The sequence below is a fragment of the Brevibacillus ginsengisoli genome (assembly GCF_050113715.1).
Taxonomy (GTDB): Bacteria; Bacillota; Bacilli; order Brevibacillales; family Brevibacillaceae; genus Brevibacillus_H; species Brevibacillus_H ginsengisoli.
The window spans coordinates 285668-310845 of record NZ_JBNJQR010000005.1; the positions used below are offsets into that span (position 1 = coordinate 285668).

The window sequence follows — 25178 nt, forward strand, 5'->3', positions numbered from 1 at the left end:
ATCATGATCGTAGGAATTCCCAAAGAGATAAAAAACAATGAATATCGCGTGGCCATTACCCCAGCAGGTGTGACAGCTCTTGTTCAAAGTGGACATGAGGTGCTCGTTGAAACCAACGCTGGTTTGGGAAGCGGTTTCACAGACAGCGATTATAGCGCAGTAGGCGCGAAAATTGTTCCAACCGCAGCAGATGCTTGGGGCGCAGACATGGTGATGAAAGTAAAGGAACCGCTTCCATCTGAATACGGATATTTCCGTGAAGGATTGGTACTTTTCACATACCTGCATCTTGCTCCAGAGCCTGAGTTGACTCGCGCATTGATGGAGAAAAAAGTGGTAGCCATCGCTTACGAAACGATTCAATTGGACAACGGTGCGCTTCCACTTCTTACTCCAATGAGTGAAGTAGCTGGACGCATGTCCGTTCAAATCGGTGCTCAATTCCTTGAGAAGCCATATGGCGGCAAAGGTGTACTCTTGGGTGGCGTACCAGGCGTAATGAAAGGTGAAGTTGTTATCGTTGGCGGCGGTATTGTAGGTACCAACGCGGCGAAGATGGCATTGGGCTTGGGTGCTAACGTAACAATCCTTGACGTAAGCGCTGACCGTCTCCGTCAATTGGACGATCTTTTCCAAGGTCGCGTACAAACTCTGATGTCCAACAGCTTCAACATTGCGAACGCTGTGAAAAAAGCTGACTTGCTCGTCGGCGCTGTACTGATCCCAGGTGCACGCGCTCCTCGTCTGGTAACAGAAGAAATGGTAAAATCCATGCAACCAGGTTCTGTGATCGTTGACGTAGCGATTGACCAAGGCGGATCCATTGAGACAATCGACCGTATCACTACTCACGACAACCCGACTTATGAAAAACACGGCGTCATCCATTACGCGGTTGCCAATATGCCAGGTGCTGTAGCGCGTACTTCTACTTGGGCGCTGACGAACGTAACTACTCCATATGCGGTGCAATTGGCGAACAAAGGCTATCGTGAAGCTATTCAAAGCAACCGTGCTCTTGCCAAAGGCGTTAACGTAATTGATGGCAAAATCACCTTCAAAGCTGTAGCTGACGCTCACAACTTGCCATATGAGTCCATCGACGACGTATTGTTGGTAAAAAACTAATCGACAACGAATTTCAAACGCTCAAAAGCCAATTCAGCGACTGCTGGGTTGGCTTTTTTTAACATGAATCGCTTGACTCGAGGGGTTTTTAATTGAAGAAGGTTTATGTTATGCTCTTAGGCAAGGAAAAGTGATGGAGGAGTTGGCATCGTGTACAAGCTTGCAAGAAAATATTTGTTCAAATTAGATCCGGAAGAAGCCCACGAGCGTACCATTCACGCTTTGCAATATGCGCAGAATACCTCCGGGGGTTTAGATCTTCTTCGGTTCATGTATACCTATAAAAATCCAAGTTTAAACATAAGCAGATGGGGAATCCAATTTCCGAATCCTGTTGGACTAGCAGCGGGCTTCGATAAAAATGCGGAGGTGTATCACGCGCTATCCGCTTTGGGTTTCGGCTTTATTGAGGTGGGAACATTGACGCCAATTTCCCAGCCTGGAAATGATAAACCACGCCTGTTCCGTTCTGTCGCGGATGAAGCGGTTATTAACCGTATGGGCTTTAATAATCTGGGAGCCTATATTGCTTCGCAAAATCTCAATGATTACTGGGCTACTAATTTACCAATCGGGATCAATATCGGGAAGAACAAAGTAACCCCGAATGAAGAGGCGGCTAGTGACTATGAGAAATGCCTGGATATGCTTTATCCATATGGCCACTATTTCGTCATCAATATCAGTTCTCCTAATACGCCTAATCTGCGTGACCTTCAGGAAACCGAGAGCCTTCGCAAGCTGCTTCGAGCGGTCTTCAATAAGACACAGGAAATGGAAAAGAGAGGCACTCCCAAAAAGCCAATCCTATTAAAAGTAGCTCCTGACATGTCTTCCGAACACATGAGAGACGTTGTAACAACAGCGGTAGAAGAAGGAATTGCCGGAATCATTGCCACCAATACGACGTTGTCTCGTGAAGAGCTGACTAATAAAGTCATAGCGGAAGAGACTGGCGGCTTAAGCGGACGTCCGTTAACCGAGCGATCCACAGCCTGGATTCGGGAGATTTATCAAGAGATTGGCGACCAAGTGCCGATTATCGGGGTAGGCGGAATCTTTAACGGGGACGATGCATATGCCAAGATCAAAGCGGGTGCCAGCCTCGTTCAGGTTTACACTGGTATGATTTACGAAGGACCGGGAATTGCCAAAGCCATTAACAAGCGCCTTGTTCAATTGCTGAAACAAGACGGCTTTGAGTCGATCGAACAAGCTGTTGGAGTTGACGCGCGTCAATGATGAGAGGGATGTATAATGAGAATTCTTGTACTGGGTGTGGGAGCAGTTGGAGGATATTTTGGAGGGCGTCTGGCACAGAAGGGTGTCGATGTGACGTTCCTGGTGAGGGAGAAGCGCCGTCAGCAATTGGAAGCTTCTGGACTTGTGATCAAGAGCGTGCATGGGGATGCTACAATTACGCCACAGCTACTCGTGAGTGGTGATCCCAGTGAGCCATTTGATCTGATTATGCTTTCAACCAAGGCCTATCATCTGGAGGAGGCGATGGCAAGTGCGCTTCCTTACATCGGAGATAAGACTTTAATCCTTCCATTATTAAACGGCGTGGCTCACATGGAGCAGCTAGTTTCACGATATGGAACGCAAAGGGTACTCGGTGGGCTCTGCTTTATTGAGAGCACATTGAATGAAGCGGGAGAGGTTGTTCAGACCAGCAAGCGTCATGAGGTTACCTTTGGGGAGTGGCAAGGAGAGAACAGCTCGCGTCTTGCTCTGATGGCAGAACTGTTCTCCAATGCCAATGCAACCTTCACGCTGAGTAAGGACATTGTTCCCGAAATGTGGCATAAATATTTATTCATTACCACCCTATCGGGAATTACTACGCTCATGAACTCTTGTGTTGGCCCAATTCGCGATGCGATATACGGCAAAGACCTGACGCTTCAGTTAGCGGAGGAAAGTGTTGCTGTGATTCGAGCGCTTGGAGCACCGATAGCTGAAAATATTGTAGAGAAACAGATGTCGATTTTCTGGAAACAGCCAGACACGACGAAATCCTCTATGCTCCGTGATATGGAGAAGGGCCTTTCTGTGGAAGCGGACCATTTACAAGGATACTTATTAGAAGCGGCAAAACGTTTAGGCGTATCAACGCCGCTGTTGCAAATTGCCTACACAAATCTGAAAGTTTACGAGAATAAGCGCTTGGCTTTAAGCTAAGGTGTAGGAATACAAGAAGGAGGGGTGGCCTGTGGACGTCATTAAGATCTCACCACGTGGCTATTGCTATGGAGTAGTGGATGCCATGGTGCTTGCGGCGACGACTGCCCGCAATTTTGACTTGCCGAGACCGATCTATATTTTAGGCATGATTGTGCATAATTCTCATGTCGTGGAAGCATTTAAAAAGGAAAAGATTATTACGCTCGACGGGGAAGATCGATTGAGCCTGTTAGATCAGATATCCGAGGGAACGGTTATTTTTACCGCTCACGGGGTATCTCCAGAGGTGCGTAAGAAAGCTCGCGACAAGGGCTTGACGGTTGTAGATGCCACTTGTCCAGACGTAACCAAAACCCACGACCTTATCCGCGAGAAGATTGCAGTTGGATATGAAGTCATTTACATCGGGAAGAAATCTCATCCTGAGCCGGAGGGGGCTGTCGGGATTGCTCCAGACAAGGTGCATCTCGTCCAGACCATAGAGGATGTAGAGAATCTCCCGTTTACCCATGACAAATTAATTGTGACGAACCAAACCACGATGAGTCAGTGGGATGTTCGCCATTTGATGAACGCCATCGTGGAGCGCTATCCTCGGGTAGAAATCCATAACGAAATCTGCCTGGCGACCCAGATTCGTCAGGAAGCGGTAGCCGAGCAAGCGGGCGAAGCGGATCTTTGTATTGTTGTCGGGGATCCAAGAAGCAACAACTCCAATCGATTGGCACAGGTAGCAGAGGAGATTGCTGGTGTGCCGGCTTATCGGATTGCTGATTTGTCAGAGCTTGATATCGACTGGCTGAAAGGCAAGACGAAGGTAGCTGTCACCTCTGGGGCTTCAACGCCAACACCGCTCACGAAAGAAGTGATTTCGTTTCTTGAAGCGTTTGAGGAGCAGAATCCAGCAACATGGGAAAAGCAACGAACCGTTAACATGAACAAAATTCTTCCAACCGTAAAAGAACCATCATAAGCGGCGATCTTCTCGCCGCTTGTTATAATATCGTAAAGTTTAATTACTTTGCATTAGTAAAGTAATTAAACTTATCCATTTGCGCAAGCTCGTCAAGAAAAGAGTTCGTCCGCTATTAGTCTCCTTAGAAGTGACACTTAGCGAATGAGCGGAGAAAGGGATAAGAGTCGCCACCCAACCCCTTTAGGGGCGCGAAGCGTTTGGCGACTCCCTTTCGCAGTGAAAGAGCGGACTTTTCAACATCATTGCGAACTTCCACAGAGCGTAAAGGGACGGAGTCTTTTCTAACTGACCTAGAAAGAAGGAAAAAATATGCAAGGAAAAGGAGCAGAGGAACCGCTATCAGGGGGCAAAGGCATTCAACAAACCTACATCTATTTAAGTGCCTTGTATGTTTTTATCTACTACGGATTCGGTGCTTTCTTCCCGCTCATGTCGCAGTATTACAAGTCTATTCATTTAACTGGCACGGAGATTGGAACGATCAGCTCGATCACGCCAATTGTCTCGATTCTGGCGCAGCCCATCTGGGGGATGATCTGTGACCGTTACTCGATCAGAAAGCCGGTTCTGATTGGAACGCTGCTCTCGACAGCGGCGATCTCTTTGTTGTTTTCAATGGTTTCCAGTTATGCGTGGATCCTCTTTTTGTTTACGATCTTCTCGGTATTTCAATGCGCGCTTGTTCCGATCTCAGACAGTATCGCCTTAAGCTACGCCAAGAAAGAAAACATGCAATTCGGTAATATCCGCATGTGGGGAGCCGTAGGTTTTGCGGTAGCTGTATTTTTTACGGGGATTGCGGTGGAGAAGTGGGGTCCGAACGCGATTTTTTACTGTTTTGCCATCGCCTTAATTATTGCGATGTTATCTCTAAGAGGGATACCGGATGGCAGCAATGAATTCAGCTCCGTCAATTTGCTGAGCGGGCTGGGGCAACTTCTGCGTTTGCCGCGTTTTCTGCTGTTTTTGATCAGTTCATTTTTTATTTTCGGAGCGATTAACGCCAATAATATTTGGTTTTCTCTGTATTATCAGCATATTGGCGGTTCAGTATCGGGGATTGGACTGGCGTTTCTCCTGTTTGCCGGAAGTGAAGCTCCATTTATGAAAATCGCCGCCTCTTTTACTCGACGATTTGGCATGGAGATTACCTTGCTGTTAGCAGGAACTGTGTCAGCTATAAGATGGTTATGGTATGGGACAGCGCCTAGTACGACCATGATTCTCTGTCTATTCTTTATTCAAGGGATTTCCGCTGGTTTCTACTTGGCCAACGCAGCCCAATTCGTTCGTGAAAACACCCCGCCGGCCCTTCAAGTAACGGCGCTGGCACTCTTCACGTCTTTGGGCTATGGATTGGGCTCCATGGCAAATAATCTTCTGGGCGGAATCATTATGGATCGTTGGGGAATACTCTCGACGTATACGTTTTTTGGTGTGTCGACCCTAATCGGCTTGATTCCGCTGATTTATCTAACGATCAAAAGACCGCGCAAAGCATTGTCGGCTTGAGGATCCGGAGCGGAGTGGTAAGGGAAGATCCCCTGGTGATTAGCGACAAACGTAATGGTTGATGATTCACCGGCAGACAGTATAACGGTATGGACACCTAAAGTGGATAGGTCTATATAATGCGTGGTTGTATCGGTATTGGTAACGGTAAGCGTAACCGTATCCCCTGTGTCACAGGTAAGTTGATTTGGGAGAAAGCCATACTTGGTAATCGTCAGATGTTGGGCGACGAGATGTTGAGCTGACGATGGCTTGACTGTGTAACTGCTATGTAGAAAAAGCAATAAAAGAGTGAGAAATAAAGCAATCAACGGATGCCGATACCGCAAAAATTTTGACAGGTAATCATTCATCATGTTCTTTCACTCTCCTTGAAGTTAACCAGGATTTCCTAGGTAAGGCATAGTTTATCCAAAAAGAAAAGCAGCCATGCTACCAGAACAGCGACTAATCAAGTCAATGTTCGAGCAGCAGGCTGCTTTTTGGTATGGGTGTTAGTAAGGGAACTGAGTGGAGTACCCGCTGAACTGCTGGGAAGTCTGTTGCAGTTTTTGTTGCTCTTCCGCTTCAAGCTTGTACCAGCCTTTTTGGAACATCAGGTTGTACAGTTCCCGTGCGGACTGGTGGGTTTCCATCAGGATTTGCAACATATCGGTGTGAAGCTGTTCATGACTGGCTTCCCGGACGGCAACATTGAAACTGTCGGTGAGATACTTACAGGTGCTAAGCCCATCGTTGATGAAATCGCGATCATTCATCTGCGGGCCTTTTACTTGAGGCAATTGACCGGTTTGCGGATTGGCGATTTGATTGGCGTTTTGGCCTTGATTCTGCATCATGTTTTGACCTTGATTGGTAAGTGAATACATAAAGCGCCCCCCTTATTGGTTTTGCTGTGGACGTGGAAGTGTGGCCATCGCTTTGTTGTTGTCCACTTGCAAATGGGTCAACAACTTTTGATAATGGCGCTGGTGCATTTGTCCTGTTTTCTCCAGCACTTGTTTAATTTGGGGGTCGCTTACTTGTTGAGCATAAAAGTGGAATTTTTTAAAAGCGATGAGCTCCCAAGAAAGAGCGTCTTTCAAGTACATGGTATCCTTCGTGGTAATTACACGAGGAGGAACCGGAATAGGAGCTTGCGTCTGTGCTTGCGGTGGTGTCATGAGGGCTGGCATGAACAGTCTCCTTTCGAGTAAGGGAATTGTCATACACCCTATAGCATGAAGAAAACCCAGGCAGGTTATGCTGGGTTTAATTGCAAGGAAATCACTTGGATATCGATACTTGCCGGTGAAATATTCAACAAATGCGTGGTCTCACGGTATAAGGCCTGTTGTAGTTGATGAATGACGGGATGAATTGGCTCTCCAAAAGGAAGACACAAGGTTAAAGTGATCGTCAATCTTGGCAAATCTTCAAAAGAATAGACAGTTTTATGCACATGCGCAACCTCGGGGTAACGATAACACGTGATTTGGACGATTTTTTTCAGAACCTGTTCATAAATCTGGATTCGTCCACCAGAGAATGCGGGGTGAACCACCGTCGTCTCGCCAATCACTTCTTTTCTAGGGGATAAAATCTTCTGAGCGGAAGAGATCAACCGATGGAGAAAATCTTTTTCCACCTCGACACGAGGAATGGGGATGACGTGTTTTCCTTGCGTTTCACGAACATATTGAGCCGCCTGAATCTCTTCAAGCGGCTTTACTGATTCAATTGGAATAAACTCATCGACTTCGGGAAGTCGCAATGCTTCAACGATTCGCCCAATCATTCGCTGAGAGGTTCCGATTACAAGCAATCGCTGGATGGGATAATGCTCAAGCGCTTTCCGAACAGCTTCAGCGTGTCCCGGGTAATAGAAGATGGCCCGCTTTACTGCCTGTATCTTCGTCTTCTCATATTTCGCGGAGGTACCAGCCACTTTGCGTCCATGATGGATTAAAATGCCGTCATCGATGATCGCGTCAATCTGCATTTGATGAGCCAGTCTGAGTGCGGTTGTACTTTTACCGGTTCCACTTGTTCCATAGAGCGCGTATACCTGCATCGAAGGGTCCTCCCTGCCGTGTCAACTGATCTATTGATTACCCTCAGTATAGCATGGGACAAGGATTAGCGGAATTGCGCCCCCAGCTCACGCGAACGCTCAGTAGCGCGGAGCACTGCGGAAGAGAAGGCTTGCTTGACCCCGTAATGATCCAGCACCTCAAGTCCGGCTTGTGTTGTGCCACCGGGACTGGTTACTTTTTGACGGAGGACGGCTGGCTCCTCACTCGAATGAAGCAGCATTTGGGCCGCACCCAACAGAGTTTGCAGGGTTAGCTGGCGAGCCATAAGCGGAGACAGCCCAGCGTTGGCGCCAGCACCTTCCATGGCTTCAACCAAATAATAGATGTAAGCGGGACCGCTTCCTGACAAACCGGTAACAATATCCAACTCTTCCTCGGGAACAGCGTATACCGCACCAATGGACTCGAATAAGGTGGAAGCCAAAGCCAAATGTTCGGTTGTCGAGTGAACTCCTTGTGAGACTCCCGTCGCGGACAATCCCACAGCAGAAGAAGTGTTTGGCATGGTACGCACAATCGGGCAGGATGTGTCTAGCCATTCTCCCAATAATTCGGTGGCTATTCCAGCGATGACGGAGATGACCAGATGACGTTCGTTCACCAAACCACGCAAGGCAAGGCAGGCTTCGTGCGCATCCTTGGGCTTCATCGCCAGTATAAGAATGTCTGACTGACTCAAGAGCTTTTCGATATCGCGAGTGGTTTGAATTTCATACGCTGTACTCAATTTATCCAGTTGTTCATCATTGCTTCGATTGGTCACGAGTATTTGCTCAAGTGGAAGCAATCTCCGCTGAATGATACCCTTTAACATTGCCTCCACGATGGATCCAGCACCGAGGAAGCCAATGCGGACATTACGCAGTTGCTCGTGGTTAAATGTTGTTTTACGCATCTGTTTTCCTCCTTATTGAAAGGTTTGTGAAGTTGGATCGGATTCGAATTATCGAATTTGACCGTTCCCTTGAATACGATATTTCCAGGAAGTGAGGGCGGGTAATCCCATTGGCCCCCTGGCATGTGTCTTTTGAGTGCTGATTCCGATCTCGGCACCGTATCCGAATTCGCCCCCGTCCGTAAATCGAGTGGAAGCGTTGTGATAGACACAAGCAGCATCGACTTCACGTAAAAATCTTGCGGCCGACTCCAAATCTTCCGTAAGAATCGCTTCCGAATGACCGCTTCCATGCCGATGAATATGCTCCATTGCCTCTGTCAAATCATCTACAATCCGTACAGACAACACGAGATCGAGGTATTCCGTATCCCAGTCCGCATCAGTGGCCTGCTCCAGGTTAGGGTACTGGTCCGCAAACTCTCGATAAAGCCTGTCGCAAGCCCGAATGGTAACGTTGGCTTCGGATAAGGAGGTAATTAAACGAGATACGGCATTTGCTGACCAGTCGCGATGAATCAATAAGGTTTCCAATGCGTTGCATACGGAAGGTCGGCTCGTTTTGGCGTTTAATACAATCTGTTCCGCCATTGGATAAGCGGCACTCTCATCGATAAACACGTGGCAGATGCCTTCACCAGTCTCCAATACAGGAACGGTAGAGGTCCGAACAACTCGCTTGATCAGCTCAGCCCCTCCGCGAGGAATGATCACGTCAATTATTCCATTCAGCGTACACAGCACATCGACAGATTCTCTTTGCTTTGCGGTCAGGTATTGAACAGAATCGGAGGGAAGATCCACGGATTCCAAGCCTTTCTGAATACTTCGAGTTAATGCTTGATTGGTTTCGCTTGCGGAACGACTGCCGCGAAGGCAGATCGCATTCCCCGTCTTGATCGCAATTGCTGCCGCATCTAGGGTGACATTAGGTCTAGCCTCATAAACCATTCCGATGACGCCTAGTGGAACCCGTACTTCCTGAATCCGCAAGCCGTTGGGGCGCTCCCATTCAGCCGTAATCTGACCGATCGGATCGGGCAAAAGGGAGAGCTCATGCAGACTGTCAATTAACCCTTGAATCCGTGCGGGGTTTAGTCGAAGCCGATCCAGATAGCTGGCAGTACTTCCATCCTGCAGAGCTTGGTCGCAATCCTTCTGATTCGCCGTTAGAATCTGCTCGGTATCTGTTGCAAGCTGGTGCCCAATCGCCAGAAGTGCTTGGTTTTTCAACTCGGTAGAAGCCAATGCGAGCTTGCGAGAGGCGGCTTTCGCTTTTTGAGCTTGCGCGGTAACGCTTTGTCTGATATCTTCCATGATTTCTCCCTCCAAGAAATAACAGTCTATCGAAGAACAATTGGGCTAAAAGAGTGCACAGCCATCCAGTCATCCCGATGGATCACGGCTTTGGATAAAGAACCATGATCCGGATTCAGGAGGTAATTCTGTAATTCCGATGCCTCGTAGCGGCAGATTCCGCGCCCGATTCGTTGGTCGTTCCAGTAGACATCGACAACCTCCCCGGAGGCAAAAGAACCTTCTGCCACCTTCACCCCCGCCGGCAACAAGCTGCGACCACAGTTCAAAATCGCGTCTGCCGCCCCATCATCGACAACTACCTTACCGTTGCTAGGGGAGTGTAGGGCAATCCATTGTTTGCGATTGGGAACCGACTCCGCTTTATCCGCTTTTCTTGAGGCAACATAAGTGCCATTCCCATTGCCATTCAATATTTCAATCAGTCCGTCAGAGCCTTTAGCCAACCCGATAAAAGAGGGGATGCCCAAGTTGCTTGTCACATTGGCCGCCAACAGCTTGGAGCGCATTCCTCCAGTTCCAAGCGAGCCAGCTCCACCCGCAAGCTCCAGCATCTCAGGTGTCACTTCTTCAATGGACGGGATTCGCTTCGCCGTCTTCAGCTTGCGCGGATCACCGTCATAAAACCCGTTGGTATCCGTCAGCATGATATACAGATCAGCATGAACCAGTCCAGAAACCAATGCCCCCAGCATATCGTTGTCCCCAAAGGTAAGCTCCGCAACAGAGACCGTATCGTTTTCGTTGATGATCGGGAGGACTCCCCGCGAGAGCAGAAGCGAAATGGTTTGAAAAGCATGCTGGTATCGCTCTCGGTCAGAGAAGTCATCCCGGGTGAGTAGAATCTGGGCGACAGGTATTTTATTTTGGGCAAAAAGATAAGAATATTGCTGCATTAAAATGCTCTGTCCAACAGCAGCCGCTGCCTGTTTGGCGGCAAGCGTTCTCGGTCGCTCCTTGTACCCCAATTTCTGATAACCGCTAGCAACTGCTCCAGATGAAACAAATAAGACGTCGTGACCTTGCTCGCGCAGTCGAGTAAGCGAGGAGACGACAGCATCAAGCTTCGACTCATCATAGCCTCTCTCCTGATTGGTCAGAGAGCTGCTTCCTGCTTTTACAACAATCCGTTTTTTTCTTACACTCACGTCAAGTCCTCCCTTCAGGAAAAATAAAAAAACCTTCCATCCTTGAATAAGGACGAAAGGTTACTTTCGCGGTACCACCTTACTTGATGAGTTGACAGGTCAACATCATCCGGCTTTTCACTGCATCGCTTTGACAATTATTCATGCATGAGCAGTGCTTTCCTTGGTAACGGGGGAAAGACTCCCGTCTAGGTTATCCCTAGCCGCTCCGGGGTGGGTTCAAGCGATATCACAGGTGAAACCTTGCAGCCGGTGGGTTTCACTCTCTAGGCAGGAAGATCAGCTTTACTATTTCCCTTCAACGCGTCAGTGTATTAGTCTGGCTTTTGTTTTAATAATTATGCCAACAGGCGAATAAAAATGTCAAGGGCAAAGATCATCTACTCAAACATTTTTGCGCCATAGGTCCCAAGCCGTTGATTAATCTCGTATTGCTTTGTCTTCTGGTCGCGAACCAGACGATAGGTGATCGTTCTGTCAGATGAGAAAGCGGGGAGGGTAGCATCCTTCACAGTGGCCGTAATCCCTTTGCTGTCTTTTTCCACCGTGGTGTTTTTTACGGTAATTAATACATGATATTCAGATTCCCCTTGCGCGAGATACACTTTGTCATTCACAACTTTAGTATGCAGGTTGTCGTACATTTTAACGGCGATCGGTCGACTCCAGAAGCGGGTGAAGTAGGTAATAATTTTTTCTTTGGTGTCGTATGACGATGGCAATTCACGATAGGTAATACCGTCTTCCTTTATTTTTTTTCCGTTGGTCATGGTTGCGGCCGCGTACTGCAAATCATCAAAAACCTTTTCTGCGCGATTCAAAAACATGACGAGATCGTGTTTGTTTGTATCCATATCTTTCATGACGACTGCGTTTTTTTCATTACTCTCGGCCTTGTCCTTGTTTTTACCTTTCAATCCCTTGTAAGGGTTGGCTGTTTTGGTTTCAGTCTTGGTTTTCTTGGATTCTTTCTTGGTTTCGGTCTTAGCTGATTCTGCTTTTGTCTTCTCTCCTTTTGTCTTCTCTCCTTTTGTCCCATCTCCACAGCCTGATACGACAAGCGAGAGAGCGAGAAGGATCAACCACTTTTTCATTCGAACCACCTCATCATTTCATTTCTACACCTTAAGATGTGAGGGGGCTGCGAACGATAACCAAGTAAAAATCTTCCTTCTTTTCAAGGGATCTTTTGGGTGATACTTGTTTGTTTAGAGATTTACCTCTATCATGGAAGGGATACTAAAGAGGACAAGTACCTATTGTAGAGGTGAAAGACATGTTTGGTTTTGGAAAGAAAGTAAAGAAGCTGGAAGGTACCGACATTTTGATTTTGAAAGTGGCGGAGTCTCAGAATCGCCATTTTTATCAAGTTGCTTTCCCAAGTGCGTTAGGGAATGACATCGTTAACATGTTGCAAAAATTACAGAAATCTTCATTTAACCAAAAAGAGTACCTGGGAGAAATCGGCGGTTTTCATATTATTACGTATATTGAAGCCGCAATGAACTTTGAGGTGCTAGATGAAATAGACATTGAAGCACATCCTGTACAAATTCAAGACTTTGCCAATATCCTGTTGCGCCGTTTGGAAGCGAATGAGGAGTCAGGCGAGCACGAAGAAAATGAAGATTTGGCATTCATCATGGGCGAGCTTACCATGCTTCGTGACGGTAGTTTCATTCCACAAACGTAAGAAAAAGGGCTTCGTCCCTTTGAGGACGAAGCCCTTTTCTGGGCTTACGCGAATTAAGAAAGTTTAAGTACTTAACTATCGCAAAGTACTTAAACTTTCTTAATTATTAGGCTGTGTTATATCATTAATTAGGCTGAAAATCTTACAATCATAATTACATTAATAATTAGACAACTTCTCTTTTAAAGTAAAACCACGTTCCATCTACTCCTGCCAGTTCCCAACCTTCCTTGCCAAGCGCATTCAACTTTTCAGCAATTTCCTTGTTATATCGACTCTTATCTGATTTTAATATAGCCTTTAATTCAATTTGAATTTGCTCTACTTTATACTCGTACTGTTTCACATAAATTCCCCCTGAAAATTACTAAGATCCTCAATTAAAATTATTAAGAATATTATATCATCACGAAAGTATCATTTATTTCTTTAATGTTGAACTATCGTTGTCATACGAATCTGCTTCGGTAGTTTAATAAGCACGGTCTATCCATTGTTTCAATCGAGAATGGAGGCAGTGGACATTTTGTATGTGAAATTCGGACAGGATAAATATCAACGTGTACCTTTAACAGAGCCTATTATTAAAAACTCAACGTACCAAGCAGAAATTGATTGCATTAAGTGAATATTCAAACGAATTTACAATTGCAACCGCTTCCTTTTTGCATTACAATAAAAAATGAACGATGGTTCATTATCGTCCATTCACCCAAATAAAACTTCTCACAGGCGATTTCAACAACGTGGGATGTTTTTTTTAAACGAAATGAATGAGTATTCATTCAAAAAAGCCATAGGACATGATGCAACAAGGATTATCATAGGATGGGAAAGAATCTGTTGGAGTTATGAAGGAGGTTACAGGATGGAACGCAAAATTCGCAAAGCGGCCGTACTCGGTTCAGGAGTGATGGGAGCCGGCATCGCAGCACACTTGGCTAATGTAGGAATCCCAGTGTATCTCTTGGACATCGTACCGCGTGAACTGACAGAAGAAGAAGCCAAGAAAGGGTTGACGCTAGAGCATCCTGCGGTACGCAATCGTATGGCCCAAGCGGGTAAAGATCGTCTGTTAAAAGAAAAGCCAGCACCGCTTTATGACAAAGCTGACCTTGATTTGATCACCGTAGGCAACTTCGAAGACCATATGTCCCTCGTGAAAGAAGTGGACTGGATCATCGAGGTTGTTGTTGAGAATTTGGATATCAAGAGAAAGGTGTTAGCGACCGTCGAGGCGAATCGCCGCCCTGGTACCATTGTTTCCTCCAATACATCAGGCGTTTCCATCAATGAAATGAGTGAAGAATGTTCGGAGGAGTTCCGTAAGCATTTCCTTGGAACTCATTTTTTCAATCCTCCGCGTTATCTGAAACTTCTGGAGATTATTCCTGGCAATGATACCGATCCTGAAATTGTGAACTTTATGATGAAGTTTGGAGAGTTCGTTCTTGGCAAAGGAACCGTTCTCTGCAAAGATACGCCGAACTTCATTGCGAACCGCATTGGGACATTCGGCTTGCAGGTGTCCATTCAAGAAATGGTACGGCTTGGTTTGGGTGTAGATGAGGTCGACGCCATTACCGGTCCGCTTATTGGACGTCCGAAGAGCGCAACCTTCCGCACACTCGATGTGGTTGGTTTGGATACATATGTCCATGTGGCCAACAATGTGAAAAATAAGAGTAATGACGAGGCTGAGAAAGCGGTATTTGAAATTCCCGGATTCCTTCACAAAATGGTGGAGAATCGCTGGTTAGGTCAAAAATCCGGTCAAGGCTTCTTCAAACAAGAAAAAACAGCGTCAGGCAAAGAAATCCTGGCCCTTGATTACAATACTTTGGAGTACAAACCACGCAACAAAGCGAAGTACGCATCTCTTGAGGCAGCCAAAACCAGCAAAACGTTAGCGCAAAAACTGCAAACCATTGTCTATGGCAAAGACAAAGCGAGCGATTTTCTTTGGAGTGTATTCAAGCGTGTCCTCCTTTATTCCGCTGCCAATGTTCCCGCAATCGCGGATGATATCGTTTCCGTAGATCAAGCGATGAAGTGGGGCTTTGGTTGGGAAATGGGTCCATTCGAGACGTGGGATGCGCTCGGAGTGGAGAAATCAGTAGCTCGCATGCGTGAAGAAGGGGAAACCATCCCGGCGCTTGTAGAAGAGCTGCTTGCAAGTGGCAAAACAACTTTCTATGAGCAAAACGAAGGTCGTCTGTCTGCCTTCACAATTGGCGGAAAATTCAAAGATATTCAAGAAAATAAAGAAAAGATCAATCTTGCTGCACTCAAAGAGCAAGGAAAATTGGTGAAGAAGAATTCGGGTGCGTCCTTGATTGACCTTGGAGATGGCGTGCTCTGCCTGGAGTTTACCTCCCCACACAACGCGCTTGGACCAGATGTCCTGCAAATGGCAACAGCTGCGGCAGAAGAAGTGAAAAAAGGTTTTGCTGGTCTCGTGATCGGTAACCAGGGCAAAAACTTCTGCGTGGGCATGAACCTTGCGATGGCGCTGATGGAAGCGCAAGACGATAACTATCTGGAGTTGGAAATGCTCGTCAAGAACTTCCATAAGGCCGCGGATGCGCTTCGAGCAAGCAACCGTCCAGTTGTCGCCGCACCATTCGGTATGACGTTGGGTGGAGGCGTAGAGGTTTGCTATCTGGCAGACCGTGTACAGCTTTCGGCGGAAACCTACCTCGGACTAGTTGAAGTAGGTGTGGGCTTGCTCCCGGGTGGAGGTGGAACGAAGGAAATGCTGTTCCGAGCGATGGAGAATGTGCCAGAAGGCGGTTCGATGCCAGTCGACCCATTCCCGTTCGTCGCTCGAGCGTTCGAGAACATCGCTATGGCGAAAGTGTCGACAAGCGGTAAAGAAGCGATCAAGTTAGGGTATTTGCGTCCAGCAGATCGCATCAGCGTCAATCAGGATCACTTGCTCTATGACGCGAAGCAATTGGTTCTTTCCATGGATCAAGAGGGCTTCACACCTCGCAAACCTCGTAAAATCCGCGTGATCGGTGAAACCGGATATGCGAATCTGCGCTCTAGCCTTTATTCCATGCGGATGAGTGGCTATATCAGTGAGCATGATGAGTTGATCGCAAGCAAGATCGCTTACGTGATGTCTGGCGGCAGCTTGCCAGCAGGAACAGAAGTGAATGAACAATATATTCTCGGATTAGAGCTTCAGGCCTTCCTCGAGTTGATCAAAACTCGCAAGACTCAAGAGCGCATGGCGCACATGCTGCAAAAAGGCAAACCGCTTCGCAATTAGAAACATAATACTTTTCGCCAGTTGGGAGGAGAAATGATGAAAGAAGCAGTCATTGTCGCAGGTGCTCGTACGGCTGTCGGCAAGTCCAAACGAGGGAGTCTGAAAGATGTTCATCCTGTAGATATGGGTGCCGCGGTCATTCAAGACTTGTTGCGCCGCGTGCCTACTCTAGATAAGTCATTAATCGATGATGTGATTATGGGGACAGCCAATCCGGAAGCGGAACAAGGCATGAACATGGCCCGCTTGATCGGGCTGCGCGCCGGACTTCCGACGAATGTATCCGGAATTACGGTGAATCGTTTTTGTTCGTCCGGGTTGCAAACCATCGCTTACGCCGCCCAACAAATCATGACGGGCATGGCTGATATCGTGATCGCAGGCGGAGTGGAGAGTATGAGCTTGCTGCCGATGGTGGGGAATAAAGTAGCGTTGAACCCAACTCTGATGGAGACCATGCCGGAAGCGTACATCAGCATGGGACATACAGCAGAGCAAGTAGCCAATCGCTACAATGTGAGCCGATCCGATCAAGACGCATTTGCTGTTGAGAGCCATCGTCGTGCAGCAGCAGCGATCGCTTCAGGCAAATTCAAGGATGAGATTGTGCCAATCCCGGTGAAGCAATCATTTGTAGATGATCAAGGGAAGGTACACGTCAAAGAATATGTTTTTGATACGGATGAAGGGGTACGTCTGAATACCTCTCTGGAGGGATTGGCAAAGCTCAAGCCGGCTTTCCACATTAAAGGTTCCGTAACGGCGGGGAACTCCTCTCAAACAAGTGACGGAGCTGCAGCAGTTCTGGTGATGTCAGCTGACAAAGCGGCAGAGCTTGGCCTTGAGCCAATCGCCAAATTCCGTTCCTTTACGGTTCGTGGCGTAGATCCAGACGTGATGGGAATCGGTCCTATTGAAGCAATTCCACACGCTCTTAAACTTGCGGGATTAACCCTTGAGGATATTGATTTGTTTGAATTAAACGAAGCGTTTGCTTCCCAATCCGTTGCGATTATTCGTGAGTTGGGGCTCAATCCACAGAAGGTCAACGTGAACGGAGGAGCGATCGCGCTTGGTCATCCGCTTGGCTGCACAGGAGCTAAACTAACCGTTTCCCTCCTGAACGAATTGAAGCGACGAGACGGCAAATACGGTGTCGTTACCATGTGTATCGGTGGCGGTATGGGTGCTGCGGGCGTATTTGAAATCCTGTAAGTTCCACCACACGTGGAACAGGTATGAATCCATTTGCTAAAAAAGGAGAGATACACAATGGCAGATACACAAAATTTGATTCGTGGCGGCAGCTTCTTACTGGAGGCTGGTTCTTGCGATGATGTGTTTACATTGGAGGAATTGACCAACGAACAAAAAATGATCGCGCAAACAACAGAAGAGTTCGTACGCAACGAAGTACGTCCCCATCTGGAAGAGTTAGAGAAACAAAACTTTGAGATTTCGGTTCGACTGTTAAAAGAATCTGCTGATTTAGGATTGTTAGCGGCTGACGTGCCAGAGAACTACGACGGTCTTGGCCTTGATAAAATCAGCTCGGCTTTAATCGCAGAGAAATTCGCGTTGGCGCGCGGCTTTGCGATTACCCACGGCGCGCACGTCGGGATCGGTTCCTTGCCAATTGTCTACTTCGGTAATGAGGATCAAAAACGCCGTTACCTGCCTGATCTTGCTTCCGGCAAAAAACTGGCGGCTTATTGCTTGACTGAGCCATCCTCCGGTTCCGACGCGCTTGGTGCCAAAACAACCGCGAAACTCTCCGAAGACGGCAAGTACTACATCCTGAACGGTACCAAGCAATTCATCACCAATGCGGCATTCGCTGACGTGTTCGTGGTTTATGCCAAAGTTGACGGCGAGCATTTCTCCGCTTTCATCGTTGAGCGTAGTTTCCCAGGGGTATCCACAGGCGCTGAAGAGAAGAAAATGGGGATCAAGTGCTCTTCCACTCGTACGGTGATCCTTGAGGATGCGCAAGTTCCAGTGGAGAACCTGCTTGGCGAAATAGGCAAAGGACACCACATTGCTTTCAATATCCTGAACGTGGGTCGTTATAAATTGGCGGTTGGCGCTGTGGGTTCTTCCCGCCATGCTCTTCACCTGGCTACTACGTATGCGAAAGACCGCAAACAATTCAAAACTCCAATTGCCAGCTTCAACCTGATCAAAAACAAATTAGGCAGCATGGCAACCAAGATCTATGCGGCAGAAAGCTCCGTCTACCGTACAGTTGGTATGTTCGACGTCGCCCTCTCCGCGCTGGGTGAAAAAGCGGAAGATGGTCGTGAGGTAGCCAAGGCTATTGCAGAATACGCGATCGAATGCTCGATTAATAAGGTTCACGCTACCGAAGTTCTTGACTTCGTCGTGGATGAAGGCGTTCAAATCCACGGTGGATACGGCTTTATTCAAGAATATGAAATCGAGAATATGTACCGTGATTCCCGTATCAACCGTATTTTTGAGGGTACCAACGAGATCAACCGTATGATCATACCAGACACGTTGATCAAAAAAGCGATGAAAGGCGATCTTCCACTCATGCAAGCGGCAACTGGCTTGCAAGAAGAATTGATGAGCTACTATCCGCAAGAAATTGAGGATGCTCCACTTGCTCTTGAGAAACATCTGATCGAGATGACTCGCAAAATCATCATGATGGTAGCTGGTTCCGCCATCATGAAATACCAAATGGGGCTCGCCAAAGAACAAGAACTCCTCGCTTTCGCTGCGGATATGCTGATTGAACTCTATGCGATGGATAGCGTTTTGAAGCGTACCGAAAAGGCAATCGCGAAAAACGGTTTCGAGAAAGAACAGCATAAGCTCAATATGACAAGCGTTTACGTACAAGAAGCGTTCGATAAAGTGGAAGGCTGGGCGAAGGACGCTTTGGCTGCCATGGAAGAAGGCGACAACCTGCGTCTACGTCTCTCGATTTTGAAAAAGCTGACTCGCCGCAATCCAGTGAACGTGGTTCATCTCAAACGTGCCATTGCAGACCGTGTGATCGAAGCGGACGGTTACGTATTGTAATAGCTTGTCGTGAAGGTAAAGGGCTGGGGGATAAAGACCCCCAGCTTTTCAATATGAAAACACTCACCTGAAGTTAGTTTGAATATTGAATCATTCAATGATTCACGAAGGAGAGAAGTGAAGATGATCCTGAAACCAGGAGATCGTTATACGTGGTCTAGGACGTTTACGGAGGATGAAGTACGTCGATTTACCGAATTTTCCGGGGACAGTGGAAGGCATCATCTAGAGTATGATGACCAGGGGCGACTGATGGTGCAGGGCTTGTTAACCGCAAGCATCGGAACCAAACTGGGTGGTGATATGAACTTTATCGCGCGTCAAATGGTCAGCGAGTTCATTCGACCTGTTTTTACGGGGGATACGATTACTTGTGAGTTGACGGTTACAGAAGTGATACCAATGGAGAGATATCGTAAAGTCGCAGTGGAAATGATCTATCGAAACCAACATGACAAAGAAGTCCTGCTTGGGAGCAGCCACGGCATTATTCGGGATGAAGTATCTTGATGTTTCGTAATTAAGATGAAGGGAATAGGATAGGAAGAGGAGGAGAAAACATGACAGAATCGAAAGCATTAACCGAAAATATGAACGAAGTTAATCTCCTGTTAAGAAAAGTGAGTGGACTTGGACTTATCCTATTTTATTCCCTGTGCTTTCTATTGAAGTATCTGGACATGGTGCAGATCATCTCTTATCCAGAGCTATTTTTGGGTACGGGAATATCTTTTTTTCTTTATTTTGTCACGTTATTTTTGTTTCGCTTCAAGAATCTTCATCGCTATTTTCATTACATATTCCCGTTGCAAATGTTTATCATGATAGCAATTGTCTATCCGATGTTTCACGCGACGACGCTGACCTTTTTTGTCTGGTTAATTCCGATTATCTATTCAGGACTGTACGCACATAAAGGAGTGGTGATGTTTGTTTCGTTGCTTGTGATGATTACCGCACCAGCCGAGACCTACTTAATGGGCCAAGTTCAAGTAACTGACCTTGCCATCCTTAGCCTCATCATGCTAATTGTCATCTTGCGTCTGATTTCGATGGTAACCCGCTCTCGCCTCATGATTCATAAGGCGGAGCAGGAACTAGAGCACAGTGCACAATTGCAGAGGGAGAACCAACGACTATTGGACGAAGTAGCCGTTACCACGAGTGAAATTGGCAATGTCATTCAACAATTAAATCAAATGACACACGGAACCCGCGAGGCGATGATGCAGATTGCTCAGGGAAGCGAGCATATCATTATCAGCAGTCAGGCTTCCAAACAGATTCTCGTAACCAATCAGCAATTCGTGACGGAGCAAGTAGACAAGTCGCAAGCGATAACCAACGCGACCAAACAAGCCGTTACGCATGCCGAGGCAGTGGAGAAAGAATCCATCGAGAGTGAAGAGGTCGTTTCACAGATGGCGACAATTATCCAAACCATTGACCAAACCTCACAGCAAGCGACTGACAAGGCGATGGTGTTGGCGGAACGGACACAGGAAATTTTTACAATTAGTGAAGCCATTACGGATATTGCCAAAAACGTAACGGTCGTTGCCATTAATGCCTCGATTGAAGCTTCGCGTGCGGGTGAAGCGGGGCGTACCTTCCAGGTAGTCGCGGAACAGGTCCATCAGTTGGCGCTCAAAGCTTCGGAGGCAGCCAAAGCGATTGGAGAGCTATCTACTCATGTTCAGGACGACTTGAGCGAAATCAAGATGAGCATGGGCGAAAGTCGGGAAGCCGTAAGAAATGGGGTTGAAATCTCCCAACAAGCCACGGAAAAGCTGCGACAAATTGAAAGTTCTGTGGAAGAGATTAATCTGAACCTGCAAAATATTGCCCAAAAAACAGAGCTTCAACAACTGGATGCCAACAAGATTGAAACGGGCATGCGGGAGCTTCGATTTAAGACGGATGAGAATTTGACGCATATTGAGACAGCCGCCGCCTCTACACAGGAAACAGCGGCCATTATGGATGAATTCACGGCAATCGTTGCTAGATTGCAGGAACGCTCGCAGACATTGCAGCGTTTGGTGCAAGAAATCGGATAGAGAATGAGAAGAGAGGGCTCCGCAGAGGCCCTCTCTTATTACGTATAACAGAAAATCAATCGGCATAACCTTGAGCTACAATTGGGCGGTTTGAGCAAGAGAACGCAGCTGCAATACTTTCAAATGATAGTCAAACAAGAACTCAAAGGCCTCCAGATGGCGCTTGGCTGCCAAATCGCTGTCTCCCCATGCGTAGATTCCATGGTTGCGAATCAATACCCCGGGAACGTCAGGAGTAATTACTTGCTCGATGGCTGAAGCGAGCGTAGGAATATCCGCGTAGTTCTCAACGATAGGCACTGTAATGCGAGCATTCTCTTCCCAGATACCCAGTCCCTTGATCAGCTCTTGCCCTTGGATACTGAAGGAGCGCTGACCATAGTAAAGCTCCGAAATCACGTTGTTGCTAATGGTATGAACGTGAAAGCAAGCTCTGGCAGTGGCAAAATTCTTATAAACGACCGCATGAATCAGGGTTTCAGCGGATGGCTTTAACGTGGTTTGCTCAACTGGCTCAGAGTTTTCGTCCACAACCAGGTAATCCTCTGAGGTACATTTGGTTTTGTCTTTCCCGCTGGCGGTAACGGCGAAGAGGAGCGGATCAGACTCGATTTTGATCGAGAGGTTTCCGCTTGTACCCGGGAACCAATCGCGACGGGCAAACGTCATTTTGACATCGTCCAATTGACGGAAGGCTTCTTCTCGCTGTTGATCGGTGAATCCCATGGCTTAACGCACCTCCTGACGTTGGATGATCTGATCGAGACTTGCGATCACGTCAAAAAACGTGCCGAATGTCTCATGGGGGAGCTGCAGTTCACGGCACTTCTCCGTCAAAAGTGAGCGTGCAATAACGAAATCGGCAATTCGCGCTCCTGCCAAGTCAGTAATGCTGTCGCCTATGACAACCCGGTAGTATTGATCCGGATCATAGCTTCGGATAATGGTGGTTTTGCACATGCCGCAATCCGTCGAGCAGTGTTCATCGCATGAGTTCGGCCAGGTAATGGTAATCGTCTCTTGAGAGAAATCACTGCCGTTGCAATAGATTTGATCTTCCAAGCCAAAGGGTGCGAGCATGGGATAGACGAAGAAGTCAATACCGCCGCTGGTAATGAGCAAGGTGATTCCTTGATTTTTACAATAGTCGATAAACTGGGCAAAGCCTTCACGAATCTTGGCTTCACGCAGGAGGAAGTCAATCATTTCTTGCTTGCGTGAAGAAGGAATGGTGGCAAACAGCTTGCCAACCCCTTCACGAATCGAGATCTTCTGGGTAAGGATTTGTTCCGTCAGAGCCTCCCAGCCCGGTGGAGCGAATTCTTTCATCAGTGCGACAATATTATCTTTTTCGGTAATCGTACCGTCAAAATCACAAAAGAGTACAAGCTTTTTTTGCATTATTTCTGCCCCCATTTAGCTAAAGCAATCGCCAGCGGTTCAAAGTCATTCGCGGCTTCCTGCAAGCTTTGTCCGCTTACAACAGCCTCGATTGCCTTGATAAAAGCACGGGCTCCATCGGTAGCTCCGCCAGGATGACCGTGAATTCCGCCTCCCGCATTGACTACCTGATCCAATCCGAAGTCAGCATATAATTGGCTAACGAGTCCCGGATGAATGCCCGCAGATGGAACAGGGAAGGAAGGCTTCAGTCGAGTATCCGCACTTGTCAGATGAGCGGCGAGCGTAATCGCTTCGTCTTTATCCAGCGCCACGTTGCCATACGGAGAAGGGAAAAGAACCAGATCAGCCCCAGCCAGCCGCATCAGCTTGCCGAGCAACAGCGGCGTAGCGATTCCGTAATCAGGAGATGGATAGAAGGCTCCCGCTAACGCTGGATGCGCCATAATCGGCACAGTGATGTCAGGATCAGCGGCAAGGCGATGCAACACATCGAAGCCATAGCTCAACACATTAAATAGCAGGCATTGGGCTCCCGCATCAACTGCCCGCTTCGCTTTTTCCAACAATTCGTGAGTCGGGCCGGTAAGGTTAGCGCTGTAAAGCACATGTTTGCCTGTTTCCTGCTCCACCTCGTGGGAAATCTGACGAAAGGCTTTGATTCGCTCAAGGAAAGGCGCTTGGTCATCCGCGAAGAAAATCTCGTCGTCTTTTACCAAATCAAGACCGCCAAGAGCCTGCGCCCGGAATTGGGTCTTGAGATCCTCGAATGGCATGCCGAGACAGGACTTGAAAATACTCATGCACAGCGGACGATCGTGAACATCGACAAGATTGCGAATGCCTTCAATCCCGAACTTCGGACCAGGGAATCCTTCGGTGAAAGAGTCTGGGAATTGGATATCCAACAGTTTGATCTTGCCGTCCATGGATAATTTGCCGAACACACCGGTCAAGAGGGAAGGAATATCCTTGGTAAAGTTGCGCGTCGGATAACTGATGGTGATCGTTCCGCGTATGTCCCCATTATCAAGCTGTTCGATTGGATGAACGGAATGGACTTCACCAAGGTACGGACGGAGGGCCTCCTGTTTCGCGGCAGGCAAGTCTGTCCAAGAACCAACGGTCATTCCGACGGCAATGGCCTGCGCTTTTTTCTCCAGATCCTTGGCTTGGGTCAAATAAGTTACGAGTATCGTATCTTGGCTCACGAGATTGCCTCCTCGACAAAAAATGGTTGACCTTAACAAAAAAGCCCCCTTCAACGAGAAGGAGGCGTCATATGCGACATGCTTCTTCTCTCATCTCTCAAAAACCAATAAACGGGTTTTTGCAGGATTTAGCACCGTTACGCGCAAGTTTGTACGTGCACGCCGGTTGCCGGGCATCATCGGGCCAGTCCCTCTGCCTTCTCACAATAAGAGTTGTGTCAGAAAATATTGAATTGAACCGCTCTTTTCACACGGTAATCAAATCATAAGATGAGTTTTAGCCCCCTGTCAACTATGAGTTTGGTATCGAGTAAGGGGAAAAAAGGTTCAGGGAGTTGTCCGCACATACACGAAAAAATAGGTGTTGACAATTTGCGGGATCGCTGTGTATGATTCATCGTAATCGCAAATCGAATAGTTTGAAAAATGGATTTCCTTATCCAGAGACGGTGGAGGGACTGGCCCGATGATACCCAGCAACCGACACATTGCTTACTAGAGTTCGACTCGTAAGAATGTGCACGGTGCTAATTCCTGCAGAAAAACATTCTGGTAGATAAGGGGGAACGACAACGTTGACGACGTATGCACAGGACCTCTTTTCTTTGGAAAAGAGGTCTTTTTTCGTACCGCTATCAAAAACATGGTGTGAACAAGTATGGGCAGAGCATAAGTATTTAGTAATGTTGACATCGTATTGTGACTACAAAGAAATCGCGCAAGCCTTTAAGGATCAGATTCAACTCTCCAAGCAGCAAGCAAGCCGTGACTGGACGGCATTCGCCGATTGGCTGTGCAATCGTTTGGAAGAAGTTAAACAGCGCCCCGTTGAAGAGGAAAATGCCCGCAATGCTTTGACACATGCAATCGGTCATTTGCGCGGCAGGCTTTCGGAAGAAGAAGCAGGTTCCTGGCATCTTTTGCTCAGTGATGATTGGAAGAGGGCGTGGAAAACGTTGTTTCTTCTAGCGATGGAACGCGGAGATGAATACCTGAAGGAATCCCGCCTTTTTTCACCCGACTGCCCGGTGGCGAATATATGGGTAAGAGTACGGGGGAAGGATTGGTTTATCCATAAGTCGCAAGCGGATTGGGTCATTCTTACTGCTGAGCAGGTTGTCCAAGAAGTGGCGGATTGCAAGGTGAGCAAGCTGGTGGAGTATCGTTTAATGGCTCAGTTGGAAGAGCTGACGAATCCGTTGGAAATATACGAGAAGTGCAAGAATTAAAAGGGCTGAAGAAGGGGG

Annotated in this window: 24 protein-coding genes and 2 riboswitches; of the genes, 12 read left to right on the top strand and 12 right to left on the bottom strand. The window is 47.4% G+C overall.

Going from position 1 to position 25178, the window contains the following annotated elements; genetic code table 11:
- Positions 1–3: 3 nt before the first annotated feature.
- The 5 genes from ald (at position 4) to ACQCN2_RS12690 (ending at position 5803) form a co-directional block, all read left to right on the top strand.
- Complete coding sequence (gene ald, locus ACQCN2_RS12670; protein WP_426929278.1) at positions 4–1128, top strand: alanine dehydrogenase; 1125 nt, start codon at positions 4–6, stop codon at positions 1126–1128.
- A gap of 150 nt (positions 1129–1278) precedes the next feature.
- Positions 1279–2370, top strand: a complete 1092-nt coding sequence (locus ACQCN2_RS12675; RefSeq protein ID WP_426929279.1) for a quinone-dependent dihydroorotate dehydrogenase — start codon at positions 1279–1281, stop codon at positions 2368–2370.
- 15 nt (positions 2371–2385) lie between these two features.
- Positions 2386–3312, top strand: coding sequence for a ketopantoate reductase family protein (locus tag ACQCN2_RS12680; protein WP_426929280.1), 927 nt, complete (start codon positions 2386–2388; stop codon positions 3310–3312).
- Positions 3313–3343: 31 nt separating this feature from the next.
- Positions 3344–4288: a 4-hydroxy-3-methylbut-2-enyl diphosphate reductase gene (locus ACQCN2_RS12685; RefSeq protein WP_426929281.1), complete on the top strand. Its 945-nt coding sequence runs from the start codon at positions 3344–3346 to the stop codon at positions 4286–4288.
- Positions 4289–4600: 312 nt separating this feature from the next.
- Positions 4601–5803 carry an MFS transporter gene (locus ACQCN2_RS12690; RefSeq protein ID WP_426929282.1) on the top strand — a complete coding sequence of 401 codons (1203 nt, stop codon included), beginning with the start codon at positions 4601–4603 and terminating at the stop codon, positions 5801–5803.
- Here the strand turns inward: ACQCN2_RS12690 and ACQCN2_RS12695 are convergent.
- From ACQCN2_RS12695 to ACQCN2_RS12730, 8 genes are all read right to left on the bottom strand, one after another.
- Positions 5761–6159, bottom strand: a complete 399-nt coding sequence (locus ACQCN2_RS12695) for a cupredoxin domain-containing protein (protein WP_426929283.1) — start codon at positions 6157–6159, stop codon at positions 5761–5763. The genes ACQCN2_RS12690 and ACQCN2_RS12695 overlap by 43 nt on opposite strands.
- A 138-nt stretch (positions 6160–6297) precedes the next feature.
- Positions 6298–6672, bottom strand: coding sequence for a spore coat protein (locus tag ACQCN2_RS12700; protein ID WP_426929284.1), 375 nt, complete (start codon positions 6670–6672; stop codon positions 6298–6300).
- 12 nt (positions 6673–6684) lie between these two features.
- Positions 6685–6978: a ferritin-like domain-containing protein gene (locus ACQCN2_RS12705; RefSeq protein ID WP_426929285.1), complete on the bottom strand. Its 294-nt coding sequence runs from the start codon at positions 6976–6978 to the stop codon at positions 6685–6687.
- A gap of 65 nt (positions 6979–7043) precedes the next feature.
- Complete coding sequence (locus ACQCN2_RS12710) at positions 7044–7856, bottom strand: nucleoside/nucleotide kinase family protein (RefSeq protein WP_426929286.1); 813 nt, start codon at positions 7854–7856, stop codon at positions 7044–7046.
- A 65-nt stretch (positions 7857–7921) separates the two neighbouring features.
- Positions 7922–8773, bottom strand: a complete 852-nt coding sequence (gene proC / locus ACQCN2_RS12715) for a pyrroline-5-carboxylate reductase (protein WP_426929287.1) — start codon at positions 8771–8773, stop codon at positions 7922–7924.
- A 48-nt stretch (positions 8774–8821) separates the two neighbouring features.
- Entirely contained in the window at positions 8822–10090 is a 1269-nt protein-coding gene (locus ACQCN2_RS12720; protein WP_426929288.1) for a glutamate-5-semialdehyde dehydrogenase, read from the bottom strand.
- 26 nt (positions 10091–10116) lie between these two features.
- Complete coding sequence (proB, locus tag ACQCN2_RS12725; protein ID WP_426929289.1) at positions 10117–11238, bottom strand: glutamate 5-kinase; 1122 nt, start codon at positions 11236–11238, stop codon at positions 10117–10119.
- A 380-nt stretch (positions 11239–11618) separates the two neighbouring features.
- A complete protein-coding gene (locus tag ACQCN2_RS12730; RefSeq protein WP_426929290.1) occupies positions 11619–12332 on the bottom strand; it encodes a hypothetical protein in 714 nt (237 codons plus the stop codon).
- Between the two features lie 182 nt (positions 12333–12514).
- Between ACQCN2_RS12730 and ACQCN2_RS12735 the strand changes: the two genes are divergently transcribed.
- The gene (locus ACQCN2_RS12735; RefSeq protein ID WP_426929291.1) at positions 12515–12931 is read left to right on the top strand and encodes a hypothetical protein; all 417 of its coding nucleotides are present in this window, start codon (positions 12515–12517) and stop codon (positions 12929–12931) included.
- A gap of 166 nt (positions 12932–13097) precedes the next feature.
- Here the strand turns inward: ACQCN2_RS12735 and ACQCN2_RS12740 are convergent, their stop codons facing one another.
- On the bottom strand, positions 13098–13277 hold the full coding sequence (locus tag ACQCN2_RS12740) for a hypothetical protein (RefSeq protein WP_426929292.1): 180 nt from the start codon (positions 13275–13277) through the stop codon (positions 13098–13100).
- A 522-nt stretch (positions 13278–13799) separates the two neighbouring features.
- Between ACQCN2_RS12740 and ACQCN2_RS12745 the strand changes: the two genes are divergently transcribed.
- The 5 genes from ACQCN2_RS12745 (at position 13800) to ACQCN2_RS12765 (ending at position 21319) form a co-directional block, all read left to right on the top strand.
- Positions 13800–16208, top strand: a complete 2409-nt coding sequence (locus ACQCN2_RS12745; protein ID WP_426929293.1) for a 3-hydroxyacyl-CoA dehydrogenase/enoyl-CoA hydratase family protein — start codon at positions 13800–13802, stop codon at positions 16206–16208.
- 36 nt (positions 16209–16244) lie between these two features.
- A complete protein-coding gene (locus ACQCN2_RS12750; RefSeq protein ID WP_426929412.1) occupies positions 16245–17423 on the top strand; it encodes an acetyl-CoA C-acetyltransferase in 1179 nt (392 codons plus the stop codon).
- Between the two features lie 57 nt (positions 17424–17480).
- Positions 17481–19259, top strand: a complete 1779-nt coding sequence (locus ACQCN2_RS12755; RefSeq protein ID WP_426929294.1) for an acyl-CoA dehydrogenase family protein — start codon at positions 17481–17483, stop codon at positions 19257–19259.
- A 123-nt stretch (positions 19260–19382) separates the two neighbouring features.
- Entirely contained in the window at positions 19383–19769 is a 387-nt protein-coding gene (locus ACQCN2_RS12760) for a hotdog family protein (protein WP_426929295.1), read from the top strand.
- 50 nt (positions 19770–19819) lie between these two features.
- Complete coding sequence (locus tag ACQCN2_RS12765; protein WP_426929296.1) at positions 19820–21319, top strand: methyl-accepting chemotaxis protein; 1500 nt, start codon at positions 19820–19822, stop codon at positions 21317–21319.
- A 75-nt stretch (positions 21320–21394) separates the two neighbouring features.
- Here the strand turns inward: ACQCN2_RS12765 and ACQCN2_RS12770 are convergent, their stop codons facing one another.
- Genes ACQCN2_RS12770 through ACQCN2_RS12780 form a run of 3 tightly spaced genes read right to left on the bottom strand, consistent with a single transcriptional unit; the run spans position 21395 to position 23931 of the window.
- A complete protein-coding gene (locus ACQCN2_RS12770) occupies positions 21395–22045 on the bottom strand; it encodes a methylthioribulose 1-phosphate dehydratase (protein ID WP_426929297.1) in 651 nt (216 codons plus the stop codon).
- 3 nt (positions 22046–22048) lie between these two features.
- Complete coding sequence (locus ACQCN2_RS12775) at positions 22049–22720, bottom strand: 2-hydroxy-3-keto-5-methylthiopentenyl-1-phosphate phosphatase (RefSeq protein ID WP_426929298.1); 672 nt, start codon at positions 22718–22720, stop codon at positions 22049–22051.
- Positions 22720–23931 (bottom strand): 2,3-diketo-5-methylthiopentyl-1-phosphate enolase, encoded by a 1212-nt coding sequence (locus ACQCN2_RS12780; RefSeq protein ID WP_426929299.1) that lies wholly within the window; start codon positions 23929–23931, stop codon positions 22720–22722. The genes ACQCN2_RS12775 and ACQCN2_RS12780 overlap by 1 nt, the downstream gene beginning before the upstream one ends.
- Positions 23932–24018: 87 nt before the next feature.
- Positions 24019–24144, bottom strand: a riboswitch (SAM riboswitch).
- 220 nt (positions 24145–24364) lie between these two features.
- Positions 24365–24494: riboswitch (SAM riboswitch) on the top strand.
- Between the two features lie 12 nt (positions 24495–24506).
- Here ACQCN2_RS12780 and ACQCN2_RS12785 point away from each other — a divergent pair.
- Positions 24507–25160, top strand: a complete 654-nt coding sequence (locus ACQCN2_RS12785; RefSeq protein WP_426929300.1) for a DUF1722 domain-containing protein — start codon at positions 24507–24509, stop codon at positions 25158–25160.
- The last annotated feature ends 18 nt before the right edge of the window (positions 25161–25178 follow it).